This is a genomic window from Streptomyces sp. HmicA12 (genome assembly GCF_000373565.1).
Classification (GTDB): domain Bacteria; phylum Actinomycetota; class Actinomycetes; order Streptomycetales; family Streptomycetaceae; genus Streptomyces.
Genome location: NZ_KB891820.1, coordinates 274,576 through 290,156, shown reverse-complemented (window position 1 = coordinate 290,156; position 15,581 = coordinate 274,576). Strand labels below are relative to the sequence as shown.

The window sequence follows — 15,581 nt, the reverse complement described above, 5'->3', positions numbered from 1 at the left end:
GAGCAGGGCCCCATGGGCGAGCAGAACCACGTGAAGTTCCCGCAAGAGGTCCTCGACGAGTACGCGGCCTACGGCATCGACCTCCCCGCCCTGTTCTCCGCCGGGCACCTCGGCACCCGCATGGGCATCGAGATCAAGGAGGCGTCCGCGGACCGCGTCGTCGGCACCATGCCGGTCGAGGGCAACACCCAGCCCTACGGCCTGCTGCACGGCGGCGCATCCGCCGTCCTCGCCGAGACCCTCGGCTCGGTCGGCTCGATGCTGCACGGCGGCAGCGGCAAGCTCGCCGTCGGCGTCGACCTGAACTGCACGCACCACCGCAGCGCCCGCTCCGGCCTGGTCACCGGCGTGGCCACGCCCGCGCACCGCGGCCGCACCACGGCCACGTACGACGTCGTGATCACCGACGAGCAGGGCAGGCGGGTCTGCACGGCCCGCCTGACCTGCCTGCTCAAGGACTCGCCTATGACCGACTCGGCGCCACCGGCAGCGTGAGCGAGCTGAGCCCGGCGCGCACGGTCATCCTCGTGCCCGCCGGGTATCGCAGTGTGTAGTCGTAGTCGGTCGAGATCAGGACCACGCCGAGCCGGTGCCCGGCCTTGAACACGTAGTCCTCCGGCTGCATGTCCCAGCGCAGCCGGTACTCGCGGCCCTCCACGACCTTCGACTGGTGCGCGTACGAGGAACGGTTGCGCGCGTCCAGCCAGCCCCGCGTCACGATCTTGAAGTCGGCCGTCTCGATGGCGTGCTTGCTGCGGTAGGCGCAGCCGGTCTCGCCCGCCATGCCCGGCACGGCCTCGCCGTAACAGACCTGCTGCGAGGTGTCGGTGACCGTCCCGGACGTGGCGCGGGTGTCGCGGCCGTAGTCGACGAGCAGCGCGGTCACGTACGGCGACGTACCCGACAGCGAGGCACGCACGTCGACCGACGGGACGCCGTTGAGGCGAACGTCCTTGTCCAGTACGCCCGTCGTGTACGCGAGCCGGTTCGGGTTCGCCGCGTCCGGTGACGTCACGAGCTGCTCGGCGGGCACGGTGCGGCCCGCGTCCGTCAGCGACTGCACGGCGGCCGGACCGGCGCCCTTGCCGAGCGTGCCGTCGGCGCGCAGCCGCAGCGTCGTGTCCCGGGTACCGGCGGCGGGCCAGTCGGACTGCTGCCTCCAGCTGAAGTCGGCCTGCTCGACGTCGACCTGAGGCTCACTCAGGACGCCGTTGTGGATGCCGTACAGCCAGTAGTCGAACCAGTGGTGGACCTGGCTCAGCCACTCCTCCATGCGCAGTGGCATCGGGTTGGTGTGCCCGGCCTGGTGCAGCCACAGCTTGCGCGGCACATGGTTCTTCTTCAGCGCCTCCCACAACTGGCCCGCGTTCTTGGTCTTCACGTTCCAGTCGTTGAGCCCGTGGACCACGAAGACACCGGCCTTGATCCTGCCGACGTCCTTGATGTAGTCGCGCTCCTGCCAGTACGCGGACCAGTCGCCGGTCGCGCGGTCCTGGTCGTGCTCCAGGGAGTCGAGGACCGGCTCGCAGATCTCCCGGTCGGCGCGCGAGTACACGTACTTGGCGAGGACGTCGGTGTCCTCGCCCTGGTACGTGCCGGGCGCCACGACGCCGCCGTTCGCCCGGTAGTAGTCGTACCAGGAGGAGATCCCGGAGATCGGCACGATCGCCTTGAGGCCCTTGACTCCCGTACTGGCGACGGCCGTCGGCAGCGTGCCGTTGTACGAGATGCCCATCATCGCGGCGTTCCCGGTGGACCAGTCGGCCCGGATCTCCTTGCCGTCGGCATCCCAGCCCTTGGCCCGGCCGCCCAGCCAGTCGACCGCGGCCTTCGCACCCAGCGTCTCGTTGCGCCCGCCCGAGGTCGGACAGCCGGTGGAGCCGCCCGTGCCGAGGCTGTCGACCTGCGCCACCGCATAGCCGCGGGGCAGGAAGTAGTTGTCGTAGTAGCCGGAGTACGCGACGGAAGGACCGGTCAACCCGGGCTTACCGGAAGCGAGTTGCGCCTTCGCCCCGGCGAGCGGGAGACCGTCCTCGTCGAGGTCCACGTTGTGGTTCGGGACATCGTTGCCACCGGCCCAGTACGGGCTCGCCTCGATGATCGTGGCGACCTTCAGGTGCGCCGTGTCGGTCTCCTTCGGACGCAGGATCCGCATCCTGACCGTGTCGCGCTTCCCGTCGCCGTCACTGTCGACCTCCGTCTGGACGTCGACCTCCTGATAGACGGCGTCCGCGCGCGAGAAGACAGGTTGCGTCTCCTGCCCGGATATCTTCAACTCGCTTCGCGCGGCTGGCTGTTGCGTCGCGTACGCGGCCGGGGCCGCCAGGGCCAGGACGAGCGCGCCTGCCGTGGCGAGGATCAGCCCGCCGCGGGGTCTGCTGCCGGGGATACGTGCGGATCTCACCATCGTGCCTCCTGGGCGCGGTAAGGGAGTTCACTTCCGGGACGCCTGGTATTCCATCGCGGCCCCGTACGGGCCCGCCAGAGGGCCCGGACAACTTTCTTGATCCGCACCGGCGTTGGCGGAGCCCCACCCTCCGGCATACCGTCGAGCATGACCGGCATCGGGCCCGTCGAGCCGTACGAACCGGACGACGCCACCGCGCGCCCACCCACCCCCGCCCCGGACGTCCTGACCGCGGGAACCACCAACCCCCGCACGCTGTACGAGCGTTGGCGCGGACTGTCGCCCTGGCACCGGCACACCGTCCGGGCCCTGCTCGGCGCCGGCGCCGCCACCGCCGCCCTGCTCCTGCTGCGCCCGCCGCCGGCCACCCCGACCGCGTCCCCCTGGCCCTCGCAGGTCACCTACCTGCACTACCAGGGGCAGCGCGGCGACGACCGCTACCGCTTCCTGGTCCGCGTCGAACAGGGCAGCCCGGTCACGGTCAGCCAACTCACCCTCCCCTTCGTCGAGTTCGCCACGACCACCACACCCCGGCTGCCACTGACGGTGAGGGCGGGCAGCGCCGAACGACTCACCGTGCGGATCCGCGTACGCGAGTGCACCACCCCCCGGCGCGACATCGACCTGCCCCACCTCGACCTGGTGATCCGCAACGAACGCGCGCGGCAGCACCACAGCTACCTCTTCGGCGGCGCCTTCCCCCACGACCTGGACCAGCAACTACGTGCCGCCTGCACCGATTTCCCCGCCACGGTGCCACCGCCCACCCGCCCGGCAGGCCTCACACGCCGGTAACACACCGTTACCTCTGCCGAAACAGAGCAATGCACCGCAGCACGGACTCCGCACCCCTCCCACAGGACACTTCCCACCGACAAGGGCCTCCCCACCACCCACCCATGTAAGGACCAAGATCAACTCAAGTTCCTTAGCGGAACTGCGTGTTCGCTCCCCCCACCCACCGGCCGACCACACCCAAAAGTCCCAATCGCACCTACTGCTCCCCCACACGACCACCCCGGCATAACAAGAGCGTCACAGCCTTTCCCGCACAGTGCCCCACGCCCCCACCTGCGCTTATAGTCACGGCCAGTCACCGCGCCGCCGGGCGCGTCTGCTGCACGGCCCTGTACGACCCCAGTACGGCCCGGCGAGACATACGGCCCCCGACCACGGGAGCCGCGCCAGGGAGAGGATTGATCGTGCGACACCGTTCTTTGCTCATACTCACCACAGCGCTCACCACCGGAGCTCTTACCCTCACCGCCTGCGGGTCCCGTGACGACAACGGAGACAAGGGCGGCGACAGCGGCAGCTCCACCACGCTGACCATCGGCGTCGACGCTCCCCTCTCCGGTGAGAACTCCACCACCGGACTCGGCATCCAGTACGGCGCCAAGATCGCCGTCGACGACGCCAACAAGAAGAAGACCGTCGACGGCGTCACCTTCAAGATCAAGGCCCTCGACGACAAGGCCCAGCCCGCCACCGGCCAGTCCAACGCCACCGGCCTCGTCGGCGACAAGTCCGTCGTCGGCGCCATCGGCCCCCTCAACTCCGGTGTCGCACAGTCGATGCAGCAGGTCTTCGCCTCCGCCAACATGGTGCAGATCTCGCCCTCCAACACCGACCCCTCCCTCACCCAGGGCAAGGACTGGCAGAGCGGCACCAAGAAGCGCGCCTACAAGACGTACTTCCGCACCGCCACCACCGACGCCCTCCAGGGCGGATTCGCCGCCGACTACGCCTACAACACGCTCAAGAAGAAGAAGGCCTTCGTCGTAGACGACAAGCAGACCTACGGCGCCGGCCTCGCCAAGATCTTCAAGGCGCAGTTCGTCAAGGCGGGCGGCAAGGCCGTCGGCACCGACCACGTCAACACCGGCGACAAGGACTTCGCGGCCCTCGTCTCCAAGATCAAGTCCTCCAAGGCCGACCTGCTCTACTACGGCGGCCAGTACGACGAGTCCCAGCTGATCACCAAGCAGCTCAAGGAAGCCGGCGTCAAGATCCCGCTGTTCGGCGGCGACGGCATGTTCGCCACCACCTACATCGAGACCGCCGGCAAGGCCGCCGAAGGCGACCTCGCCACCTCCGTCGGCGTCCCCGTCGACACCCTCCCCGCCGCCAAGGCCTTCGTCCAGGAGTACAAGGCCAAGGGCTACAAGGGCGACTACGGCGCCTACGGCGGCTACTCCTACGACGCCGCCACCGCCATCATCAACGCCGTGAAGGCCGTCAAGGAAGCCAACGGAGGCAAGCTCCCCACCGGCGACGACCTCCGCTCCAAGGTCGTCGAAGAAGTCCAGAAGTCCAACTTCGACGGCATCACCGGCAAGGTCTCCTTCGACGAGTACGGCGACACCGCCAACAAGCAGCTCACCGTCTACCAGGTCACCGACGGCGCCTGGAAGGCCGTCAAGACCGGCACCTACGAGGAGAACTGACCCAGCCTCAGCTGGTCAGCTGATCCACGACCCCCAGGCACCACCACGGGCCGCGCGGCAGGACGACCCCGACCGCGCGGCCCGTTCTCACACCACCCCCCGCACCCCACCGGTGCACACACCCACCACCAGCGACATGGAGGCCACGCGGTGAACACCCTGCCGCAGCAGCTGGCCAACGGGCTGCTCCTCGGCTCGATGTACGGGCTCATCGCCATCGGCTACACGATGGTGTACGGCATCGTCCAGCTCATCAACTTCGCGCACGGCGAGATCTTCATGACCGGAGCCTTCGGCGCCCTCACGGTCTCGCTGATCCTTCCGTCCGGCACCTCGATGTGGATCCTGCTCCCCCTCATGCTGATAGGCGGCGGCCTCGTAGCCGTCCTCATCGCAGTCGGAGCCGAACGATTCGCCTACAGACCCCTGCGCGGAGCCCCACGCCTGGCACCGCTCATCACCGCCATCGGCCTCTCCCTCGCACTCCAGGAAGTCGTCCGCAACTTCTACCCCAAGGCCGACCGCGCCCGCCCCTTCCCCAGCATCGGCGGCTCCCACGACATCGGCAACGTCACCATCCAGGACGGCGACCTCTTCCTCATCGTCGCCGCCGTCGTCTGCATGTCGTCCCTCGCCCTCTTCGTCCGCCGCAGCCGCACCGGCCGCGCCATGCAGGCCACCGCACAAGACCCGGACACCGCCCAGCTCATGGGCATCGACACCAACCGCATCATCGTCATCGCCTTCGCCATCGGCGGCCTCTTCGCCGCCGTCGCCGCCATAGCCTTCGGCTTCAAATACGGCTCCATCGACTACCGCATGGGCTTCCTCATGGGCCTCAAGGCGTTCACCGCCGCGGTCCTCGGCGGCATCGGCAACATCTACGGCGCCATGCTCGGCGGACTCGTCCTCGGCGTCGCCGAAACCCTCGCCTCCGCCTACATCGACGGCGTCCCCGGCATGCAACAACTCGGCGGCCAGACCTGGGGCAACGTCTGGGCCTTCTGCCTCCTCATCCTGGTCCTCCTCTTCCGACCACAAGGCCTGCTCGGCGAACGCGTCGCGGACAGGGCGTGACCACCATGACGAACACCACCGACACCATGACCACCACCAACGCCCCCACCCGCGGCCTCGTCCCCCTGCCACCCACCGCGGCCCGCGCCCTCCTCCTCGCCGGCGGCATCGCCACCGCCGCCTCCGCCTTCCTCGCCTGGACCTGGACCGCCGAATTCCCCGGCGACCTCACCATCACCGGCTACCCCGGCGGACTCCAGTGGCTCACCCTCATCGGCGGCGCCCTCGCCGCCCTCGTCGGCCTCGCCCACTACGGCACACCCGGCCTACGCGCCCTCACCACCAGCAACGCACCCGCCGCACTCACCGCACTCGGCGCCTTCGGCACCACCTGGTTCACCGCCATCGCCATCGCCGCCAAACTCGGCGGCCTCGCCAACCTCGAACCAGGCGCCTGGATCGCCGCCGTCGCCTCCCTCCTCCCCCTCCTCGGCGCCTTCGCCCTCCCCCAACAAGGAGCAGGCGAACACAGCACCAAGGAAACGTTCCGCGCCTACCTCGCCAAACCCGACATCCCCCCGGCGCCCCTCCCCACCCCCTGGATCCAGCGCCTCATCATCACCGCCGTCACCATCGTCGGCCTCTTCGTCTTCACCTACGGCATCGACACCGAATACGGCGAACTCTTCATCGGCTACCTCATCGTCGTCGTCTTCGCCGTCTGGGCCCTGCACACCGCAGGCCTCCTCGACCAGTTCTCCCGACTCGTCGCCAAAAACCGCAGCTTCACCCTCGCCATGGGCTTCGCCGCGGCCATCGCCTTCCCCTTCACCCAGACCGACGACCACTACGCCAACATCGGCGTCAACATCCTCATCTTCGGAACCGTCGCCCTCGGCCTCAACATCGTCGTCGGCCTCGCAGGCCTCCTCGACCTCGGCTACGTAGCCTTCCTCGGCGTCGGCGCCTACACCGCCGCCCTCGTCTCCGGCTCCGAATTCTCCCGCTTCTCCGGCGTCCAATTCCCCTTCTGGGCCGCCGCCCTGACCGGCGCCGCAGCCAGCCTCATCTTCGGCGTCCTCATCGGCGCCCCCACCCTCCGACTGCGCGGCGACTACCTCGCCATCGTCACCCTCGGCTTCGGAGAGATCTTCCGCATCGCCGTCAACAACATGGACGGCGACTCCGGACCCGACATCACCAACGGACCCAACGGCATCCCGTCGATCCCCGACCTCCACATCCTCGGCATCGACTTCAGCCAGTCCCACGACGTCGCCGGCTTCACCCTCGGACGCTTCGCCAACTACTACCTCCTGATGGTCCTCATCATGGCGATCGTCGTCCTCGTCTACACCCGCGCCGCCGACTCCCGCATCGGCCGCAGCTGGATCGCCATCCGCGAAGACGAAACCGCCGCCACCGCCATGGGCATCAACGGCTTCCGCGTCAAACTCGTCGCCTTCGCCCTCGGCGCCTCCCTCGCAGGCCTCGCCGGCACCGTCAGCGCCCACGTCACCTACAGCGTCGTCCCCAACCCCTACCAGTTCGCCGGCTCCACACCCCCGAACTCCGCATTCCTCCTCGCCGCCGTCGTCCTCGGCGGCATGGGCACCGTCTCCGGACCCCTCCTCGGCGCCGCCCTGCTCTACCTGCTCCCGGAAAAGCTCGTCTTCCTCCAGGACAAGTCACTCCTCGCCTTCGGCATCGCCCTCGTACTCCTCATGCGCTTCCGCCCCGAAGGCATCATCGCCAACCGCCGCCGCCAACTCGAATTCCACGAGACCGGCCAACTCGACGTACCAGAACAGAGACTGCCCGACGCCGACGAACCGGCCACCACCAAGGCGGGGGCGTGACCACCATGACCAACACCGTCCTCGAAGCAAGCGGCGTCACCATGCGCTTCGGCGGCCTCACCGCCGTCCGCTCCGTCGACCTCACCGTCAACACCGGAGAGATCGTCGGCCTCATCGGCCCCAACGGCGCAGGCAAAACCACCTTCTTCAACTGCCTCACCGGCCTCTACGTCCCCACCGAAGGCCGCGTCGCCTACAAAGGCACCGTCCTCCCACCCAAGCCCCATCTCGTCACCCAGGCCGGCATCGCCCGCACCTTCCAGAACATCCGGCTCTTCGCCAACATGACCGTCCTGGAAAACGTCCTCGTCGGCCGCCACACCCGCACCAAAGAAGGCCTCTGGTCCGCCCTCCTGCGCGGCCCCGGCTTCCGCAAAGCCGAGCGCCAGTCCGAAGAACGCGCCATGGAACTCCTCCAGTTCATCGGCCTCGACCACAAACGCGACCACCTCGCCCGCAACCTCCCCTACGGAGAACAGCGCAAGCTGGAAATCGCGCGCGCCATGGCCAGCGAACCCGGCCTGCTCCTCCTCGACGAGCCCACCGCCGGCATGAACCCCCAAGAAACCCGCGCCACCGAAGAACTCGTCTTCGCCATCCGCGACAAGGGCATCGCCGTCCTCGTCATCGAGCACGACATGCGCTTCATCTTCAACCTCTGCGACCGCGTCGCCGTCCTCGTCCAAGGCGAAAAACTCGTCGAAGGCACCAGCGACGTCGTCCAGGGCGACGAACGCGTCATCGCCGCCTACCTCGGCACCCCCTTCGAAGGCGCCCCCGAAGACGCCGCCATCGAAGACGTACAAGCGGCAGAAGCCCAGGCCGCCGGCACCACCGCGGAAAGGGACGCCCAGTGACCGCACTGCTCGAGGTCGAAGACCTCAAGGTCGCCTACGGCAAGATCGAAGCCGTCAAAGGCATCACCTTCAGCGTCGAAGAAGGACAGGTCGTCACCCTCATCGGCACCAACGGCGCCGGCAAGACCACGACCCTGCGCACCCTCTCGGGCCTGCTCAAACCACTCAGCGGCAAGATCACCTTCGGCGGCAAGCCCCTGACCTCCGTCCCCGCCCACAAGATCGTCGCCATGGGCCTCGCCCACTCCCCCGAAGGCCGACGCATCTTCCCCCGCCTGTCCATCGCGGAAAACCTCCAACTCGGCGCATTCCTCCGCAAAGACGTCGCAGGCATCGAAAAGGACATGCAGCGCGCCTACGACCTCTTCCCCATCCTGGGCGAACGAAGGAAGCAGGCAGCAGGCACCCTCTCCGGCGGCGAACAACAAATGCTCGCCATGGGCCGGGCCCTCATGTCCCAGCCCAAACTCCTCATGCTCGACGAACCCTCCATGGGCCTCTCCCCGATCATGATGCAGAAGATCATGGCCACCATCGCAGAGCTCAAGTCCCAGGGCACGACCATCCTCCTCGTCGAACAGAACGCCCAGGCCGCGCTCTCCCTGGCCGACCAGGGCCACGTCATGGAAGTCGGCTCCATCGTCCTGTCCGGCAGCGGCCAAGACCTCCTCCACGACGAATCCGTCCGCAAGGCCTACCTCGGCGAAGACTGAGCCCATACGTGAATGAGGCCCGCGCCCCTGATGGGGACGCGGGCCTCATTCACGTACCGACGGAAGGGCTTGATCAGCCCTTCGACGCCTTCTTCTCCTCGGCGTCCTCGATGACCGCCTCGGCCACCTGCTGCATCGACAGCCGACGGTCCATCGACGTCTTCTGAATCCAGCGGAACGCCGCCGGCTCCGTCAGCCCGTACTCCGTCTGCAGAATCGACTTCGCCCGGTCCACCAGCTTCCGCGTCTCCAGACGCTGAGTGAGGTCCGCGACCTCCTTCTCCAGCGTCTTCAGCTCCGTGAACCGCGAGACGGCCATCTCGATCGCCGGCACGACATCACTCTTGCTGAACGGCTTCACCAGGTACGCCATCGCACCGGCATCCCGCGCCCGCTCAACGAGGTCACGCTGCGAGAACGCCGTCAGCATCAGCACCGGAGCGATCGACTCCTCGGCGATCTTCTCCGCCGCACTGATGCCGTCCATCTTCGGCATCTTCACATCGAGGATCACCAGGTCGGGCCTGTGCTCACGGGCCAGCTCAATGGCCTGCTCACCGTCGCCGGCCTCGCCCACGACGGAGTAGCCCTCTTCCTCGAGCATCTCTTTGAGGTCGAGGCGGATCAGGGCCTCGTCCTCGGCGATGACGACACGGGTCGTCAGCGGCGGGACGTGCGACTTGTCGTCGTCGACGGCGTCGGCGGGCTGGGGCGACTCGGGGGCGGTCACGGGGGCGCTCCTTGGTTATGCAGGGCGGGGGTACTGCTCCCAAGAGCCTACCTAGCTGCGGTATGGTGGTCGGGCAGCGGGTCAGGGTTAACCTTCGATTCCGCGAGCCCCGGTAGCCCAATTGGCAGCAGGCAATGGATTCAAAACCCATACAGTGTCGGTTCGAGTCCGACTCGGGGCACTTTTCCTTCGAATCGAAGGTTGATCACCCATAGCGGATGCTCACGTTCTCGTGAACATCCGCTTTTTGCTGCGCGTCGCGCCGCGCAATCTCCCAGGCTGCCCACATGTACGACATGAGCACGCGCGAGCGAGCGTTGGCGCTGGTCGCCCAGGGACGCAGCCTGAACTCGGTCAGCAAGGAAACCGGGGTCTCACGCGCAGCGATCCGCGCCTGGCAGACACGTATCGAGCCGCTCCCCCGGATGCAGGGTCACGTACCGCCCTGCGTCAGATGCGCACCGGCCCCCGGGCTGCCGACCGACGAGGCGGCGTACAGCTACCTCCTGGGTCTCTATCTCGGCGACGGCTGCATCAGCCCGGGAATGCGATCTGGCTTCTACCTCAGGATTGCGTGCGCCGACGCCTATCCCGGCCTCATCGACGCATGCGCTGCCGCCTTGACGGCGATCAACCCGGTCAAGAAGTCCTATCGCGTCCAAGCCGTCGGATACGTCTCAGTCGTCGGATACAGCCGCCACTGGCCCTGCCTCTTCCCCCAGCACGGCCCCGGCAAGAAGCACAACCGCAAGATTGCCCTCGAACCATGGCAACAGGAGATCGTCGACGCCTACCCGTGGGAGTTCATCCGGGGCCTGATCCACTCGGACGGCTGCCGCATCACAAACTGGACGACCCGTGTCATCGGCGGCGAGCGCAAGCGCTACAAGTACCCCCGGTATTTCTTCACCAACAAGTCCGAGGACGTCCGGCGGCTCTACACCGACACCCTCGACAAACTCGGCGTCGCCTGGAAGCAAGCCAATCAGCACAACATTTCAGTCGCCCGCAAAGAAGCCGTAGCCCTCATGGACCTCCACGTGGGCCCCAAGCACTGACCCCGCAATATGACCCGTCACATCACCCCCACCCACCCCGTGGGACCTGCCCCAATATCCACGGGAAGCCTTGACCGCCCCTCCCGCCTCGGACGATGTTCAGGGTCGCAAGACCCACCCCGCCCACGTCGTCCGAAGAGGTACGCATGAGCCCCATCAACCGGCGCAGCTTCGTCGCCGCCGCGGCAGGTGCCGCCGCCGCGGCCGTGGCGGTGAGCCCCGAGTCCGCTGTCGCCTCGGAGAGACATGACGGCGGCTCGGGGAACGGCATCGGCGCGACGGGCGAGGGCGACTTGAACTACGACGACACCGCGGACTTCACCAACGCCGACAAGGGCTTCATCGCGGCGCTGACGCCGGGTGTCGTGAAGAACGCCGACGGCAAGGTGATCTGGGACAACGACGCTTACGGCTTCTTGAAGGGAGACGCGCCGAAGAGCGCGAGCAAGAGCCTGTGGCGGCAGTCCCAACTGGTCAGCAAGCAGGGCCTGTACAAGGTGACGGACCGTATCTATCAGGTCCGTGGGCTCGACCTGTCGAACATGACGATCGTCGAGGGTGACACGGGCATCATCGTGATCGACCCGCTGATCTCGGCGGAGACGGCGGCGGCCGCGCTGAAGCTGTACCGGGACAACCGGGGCGACAAGAAGGTGACCGCTCTCCTCTACACGCACCCGCACGTGGATCACTTCGGCGGCGCGTACGGGGTGCTGCCGGGCGGGGCGGGGGACGTACCCGTGGTCGCTCCGGACGGGTTCCTTGAGCACGCGGTCTCGGAGAACGTGTACGCGGGTACGGCGATGACGCGTCGGTCGTCGTACATGTACGGCGCGCATCTGCCCAAGTCGGCGAAGGGGCAGGTCGGTTGTGGCCTGGGGCAGAATGTCTCGCTCGGCTCTGTCGGGTTGATTCCGCCGACCAGGAGCATCTCGAAGACGGGTCAGGTCGAGACGTTCGACGGTGTGAAGATCGAGTTCCAGATGACGCCGGGGACCGAGGCTCCGGCCGAGATGAACTTCGTGTTCCCGGATCTGCGGGCCGCGTGCATGGCGGAGAACGCGACGCACACGATGCACAACATCATTACGTTGCGTGGTGCGCAGGTGCGTGACGCGCGGGAGTGGGCGCACTATCTGAACGAGTCGATCGACATTCTCGACGGTCGTGTCGATGTGGCGTTCGCGTCGCATCACTGGCCGACGTGGGGCGGCGAGGAAATCACTGAACTACTGGCCGTGCAGCGGGACTTGTACGCGTACATGCACGACCAGACCCTTCGGATGATCAACATCGGGATGACCGGTAAGGAGATCGCCGAGGAGATCAAGCTGCCGCCGGCTCTTGAGGTGTGGGCGAACCGTGGGTACTACGGGTCGTTGTCGCACAACGTGAAGGGGATCTACCAGCGGTACATGGGTTGGTTCGATGCGAACCCGGCTCATCTCTGGGAGCACACGCCGGTTGATGAGGCGAAGCGGTATGTGAAGGCGTTGGGTGGTCGTACGGCGACGATCGCCAAGGCGAAGGGGTTCGAGCGGGACGGGGATCTGCGGTTCGCGGCGACTCTTCTCAACCATGTGGTGTTCGCCGACCCGGACAACAAGGTGGCGAGGCGCGAACTGGCCGGGATCTACACCAAGTTGGGTTATGCGTCGGAGAACGCGGTGTGGCGGAACTTCTATCTCACGGGCGCCATGGAGTTGACCGGTGGCGTCAGGACGGGTGAGTCGACGACGGTGAGTCCGACGATGATGATGGCGCTGAGTGTCGATCAGCTCATCGATTCGGTGGCGATCCGGATCGATGGTCCGAAGGCGTGGGACCTGAAGATGCGGATGGACTGGAGTTTCCCGGCGTTGGGTGTGGTGTACCACTTGACGGTGCGGAACGGCGTGTTGACGTACAGGAGTGATGACGAGGCGGACAGTGGTGCCGGTGTCACGCTGACCATGTCCAAGGCGCAGTTGCTGGCGCTGCTGGGTGGCAAGGGGCTTGGGGACATCAAGGTCGAGGGTGATGCGTCGCTGTTGACGAAGTTGCTGGCTGTGGTCGACAAGCCGGATCCGAACTTCGCGATCGTGACCCCGTAGGTACGCGGACGAGGGCCGCACCCCATCGGCCTGGGTGCGGCCCTCAACTATTGATGTGTACCCGGCTACTTGGGGCTGTCGTCCTCGCCGATGTGGTGGACGCGTACGAGGTTTGTGGAGCCGGTGACGCCGGGCGGGGAGCCGGCGGTGATGACGACGATGTCGCCCTTCTGGCAGCGGCCGATCTTGAGGAGTTCTTCGTCGACCTGGGAGACCATGGCGTCGGTGGAGTCGACGTGCGGGCCGAGGAAGGTTTCGACGCCCCAGGTGAGGTTGAGTTGCGAGCGGGTCGCGGACTCGGGGGTGAAGGCGAGGAGCGGGATGGGTGAGCGGTAGCGGGAGAGGCGTTTGACGGTGTCGCCGGACTGGGTGAAGGCGACGAGGAATTTGGCGCCGAGGAAGTCGCCCATTTCGGCGGCTGCGCGGGCGACGGCGCCGCCTTGGGTGCGGGGTTTGTTGCGTTCGGTCAGGGGCGGGAGGCCTTTGGCGAGGATGTCTTCTTCTGCGGCTTCGACGATGCGGCCCATGACCTTGACGGTTTCGATGGGGTATTTGCCGACGCTGGTTTCGCCGGAGAGCATGACGGCGTCGGTGCCGTCGATGACGGCGTTGGCGACGTCGCTGGCTTCGGCTCTTGTCGGGCGGGAGTTGTCGATCATCGAGTCGAGCATTTGTGTGGCGACGATGACGGGTTTTGCGTTGCGCTTGGCGAGTTTGATGGCGCGTTTCTGGACGATCGGGACTTGTTCGAGGGGCATTTCGACGCCGAGGTCGCCGCGGGCGACCATGATGCCGTCGAATGCGGCGACGATGTCCTCGATGTTGTCGACCGCTTGGGGTTTTTCGACCTTGGCGATGACGGGGAGCCGGCGGCCTTCTTCGTCCATGATGCGGTGGACGTCTTCGATGTCGCGTCCGGTGCGTACGAAGGAGAGCGCGATGATGTCGGCTCCGGTGCGCAGGGCCCAGCGGAGGTCTGCTTCGTCCTTGTCGCTGAGGGCGGGGACGGAGACGGCGACGCCGGGGAGGTTGAGGCCCTTGTGGTCGGAGACCATGCCGCCTTCGACGACTTGGGTGTGGACGCGGGGGCCGTCGACTCCGGTGACTTGGAGGCTGACTTTGCCGTCGTCGACGAGGATGCGTTCGCCGGGGGTGACGTCTTCGGCGAGGCCGTTGTAGGTGGTTCCGCAGCGTTGGCGGTCGCCTTGGATGCCGTTTTCGACGGTGATGGTGAACGCGTCTCCGCGTTCAAGGAGTACGGGTCCTTCGCTGAAGCGGCCGAGGCGGATCTTCGGGCCTTGAAGGTCGGCGAGGATGCCGACGCTGCGGCCGGTCTCGTCGGAGGCCTTTCGCACGCGCTGGTAGCGCTCCTCGTGTTCGGCGTAGGTGCCGTGGCTGAGGTTGAGGCGGGCTACGTCCATTCCGGCTTCTACGAGTGCTTTGATCTGCTCGTACGAGTCGGTGGCGGGGCCCAAAGTACAGACGATCTTTGCTCGGCGCATGGTTCGAGCCTAGGCCCTACCGGCGGGTAGGGAATTGGATGGGTATGACTACTCAACGAGCTTTGCGTGAAGGGCTATTGACAAGAGTCGCCAAGTTTTGAATATGCGCGGCATTGCGCTCTGATGAGCAATCGGGAGGGGTGTCAGAGGCTCGTCGGCGGCTCGTCGGCGGCCCTTCAGAGGGTCGGGGGGTGAAGGGTGAAGCGGGCGTTGACGGCGGCGTGGATGTGTTGGCGTGCGGGTTCGAGGTCGAGGGTGGGGGCGGTGTCGTCGGCGGGGCCGGCGAATGCGGCGGAGGTGCGGACCATGGCGCGGTCGAACTGGGCGGTGCGGCCTTCGGCGCCGATGTCGGCGAGTTCGACGAGGGCGGCGAGGGTGGTGCCGAGGGCTTCGGCGTATTCGCGGGCGCGTTGGACGGCTTCGCGGACGGCTTGTTGGCGTGCTGCGGCGTGGACGGGCGAGGTGGGGCGCAGGGACCACCAGGGGCCGTCGACGCGGGTGAGTTCGAGGTCGGCGAGGCGGGTGGTGAGTTCGCCGAGTGCGGTGAAGTCGTTGAGTTCGGCGGTGAGGTGGACGGTGCCGTGGTAGGTGCGGACGCGTTCGCCGCGGCCGTGTTTGGTGAGTTCGGGGGTGAGGGTGAAGGTGCCGGTCTCGAGTGTGTCGACGGCGTCGCCGTAGGTCTTCACGAGGTCGAGGACGGCTGTGTTGCGGTGGGTGAGGTCGTCGAGGGCTGCGCGGCGGTCGGTGCCGCGGGCGTTGACGGTGATGCCGATGCGGGCGAGTTCGGGGTCGGCTTCGAGGTGGGCTTCGCCGCGGACGGCCAGGCGTGGTGCCTCAGGGGTTCCATAGGGCACGCTCAGGTTCTGGTCCTCGTGGGTCATGGGCCCCACTTTGGCAT

Annotated in this window: 13 protein-coding genes and 1 tRNA gene; 10 read left to right on the top strand and 4 right to left on the bottom strand. The window is 67.0% G+C overall.

The features are described from left to right. The first annotated feature begins 12 nt into the window (after positions 1–12). Positions 13–495 (top strand): PaaI family thioesterase, encoded by a 483-nt coding sequence (locus tag B072_RS0127630; protein WP_018533197.1) that lies wholly within the window; start codon positions 13–15, stop codon positions 493–495. On the opposite strand, the gene B072_RS0127625 is transcribed toward B072_RS0127630, so the two are convergent. Next, complete coding sequence (locus tag B072_RS0127625; protein ID WP_018533196.1) at positions 464–2,407, bottom strand: Xaa-Pro dipeptidyl-peptidase; 1,944 nt, start codon at positions 2,405–2,407, stop codon at positions 464–466. The two genes, B072_RS0127630 and B072_RS0127625, sit on opposite strands and share 32 nt — an antisense overlap. Before the next feature lie 147 nt (positions 2,408–2,554). Between B072_RS0127625 and B072_RS47455 the strand changes: the two genes are divergently transcribed. The 6 genes from B072_RS47455 (at position 2,555) to B072_RS0127595 (ending at position 9,300) form a co-directional block, all read left to right on the top strand. After that, positions 2,555–3,202 carry a hypothetical protein gene (locus B072_RS47455; RefSeq protein WP_018533195.1) on the top strand — a complete coding sequence of 216 codons (648 nt, stop codon included), beginning with the start codon at positions 2,555–2,557 and terminating at the stop codon, positions 3,200–3,202. Positions 3,203–3,624: 422 nt separating this feature from the next. Continuing rightward, positions 3,625–4,854 (top strand): branched-chain amino acid ABC transporter substrate-binding protein, encoded by a 1,230-nt coding sequence (locus tag B072_RS0127615; protein WP_018533194.1) that lies wholly within the window; start codon positions 3,625–3,627, stop codon positions 4,852–4,854. A gap of 150 nt (positions 4,855–5,004) precedes the next feature. Then, a complete protein-coding gene (locus B072_RS0127610; protein WP_018533193.1) occupies positions 5,005–5,931 on the top strand; it encodes a branched-chain amino acid ABC transporter permease in 927 nt (308 codons plus the stop codon). A 5-nt stretch (positions 5,932–5,936) separates the two neighbouring features. After that, positions 5,937–7,730: a branched-chain amino acid ABC transporter permease gene (locus B072_RS0127605; RefSeq protein ID WP_026246363.1), complete on the top strand. Its 1,794-nt coding sequence runs from the start codon at positions 5,937–5,939 to the stop codon at positions 7,728–7,730. A gap of 5 nt (positions 7,731–7,735) precedes the next feature. Then, positions 7,736–8,587, top strand: coding sequence for an ABC transporter ATP-binding protein (locus tag B072_RS0127600; protein WP_043244863.1), 852 nt, complete (start codon positions 7,736–7,738; stop codon positions 8,585–8,587). Continuing rightward, complete coding sequence (locus tag B072_RS0127595) at positions 8,584–9,300, top strand: ABC transporter ATP-binding protein (protein WP_018533190.1); 717 nt, start codon at positions 8,584–8,586, stop codon at positions 9,298–9,300. The genes B072_RS0127600 and B072_RS0127595 overlap by 4 nt, the downstream gene beginning before the upstream one ends. Before the next feature lie 73 nt (positions 9,301–9,373). On the opposite strand, the gene B072_RS0127590 is transcribed toward B072_RS0127595, so the two are convergent. Further along, positions 9,374–10,030 (bottom strand): ANTAR domain-containing response regulator, encoded by a 657-nt coding sequence (locus B072_RS0127590; protein ID WP_018533189.1) that lies wholly within the window; start codon positions 10,028–10,030, stop codon positions 9,374–9,376. A 106-nt stretch (positions 10,031–10,136) separates the two neighbouring features. On the opposite strand from B072_RS0127590, the gene B072_RS0127585 reads away from it, so the two are divergent. The 3 genes from B072_RS0127585 to B072_RS0127575 all read left to right on the top strand — a co-directional run bounded on the left by B072_RS0127585 (position 10,137) and on the right by B072_RS0127575 (position 13,181). After that, positions 10,137–10,211 (top strand) — tRNA-Leu (locus B072_RS0127585). A 106-nt stretch (positions 10,212–10,317) separates the two neighbouring features. Continuing rightward, a complete protein-coding gene (locus tag B072_RS0127580) occupies positions 10,318–11,088 on the top strand; it encodes a helix-turn-helix domain-containing protein (protein WP_026246362.1) in 771 nt (256 codons plus the stop codon). 146 nt (positions 11,089–11,234) lie between these two features. Further along, positions 11,235–13,181 (top strand): alkyl/aryl-sulfatase, encoded by a 1,947-nt coding sequence (locus B072_RS0127575; RefSeq protein ID WP_018533187.1) that lies wholly within the window; start codon positions 11,235–11,237, stop codon positions 13,179–13,181. Positions 13,182–13,246: 65 nt separating this feature from the next. On the opposite strand, the gene pyk is transcribed toward B072_RS0127575, so the two are convergent. Continuing rightward, positions 13,247–14,683, bottom strand: coding sequence for a pyruvate kinase (pyk, locus tag B072_RS0127570; RefSeq protein ID WP_026246361.1), 1,437 nt, complete (start codon positions 14,681–14,683; stop codon positions 13,247–13,249). Between the two features lie 176 nt (positions 14,684–14,859). After that, the gene (locus B072_RS0127565; protein WP_018533185.1) at positions 14,860–15,564 is read right to left on the bottom strand and encodes an SIMPL domain-containing protein; all 705 of its coding nucleotides are present in this window, start codon (positions 15,562–15,564) and stop codon (positions 14,860–14,862) included. Positions 15,565–15,581: the final 17 nt, after the last annotated feature.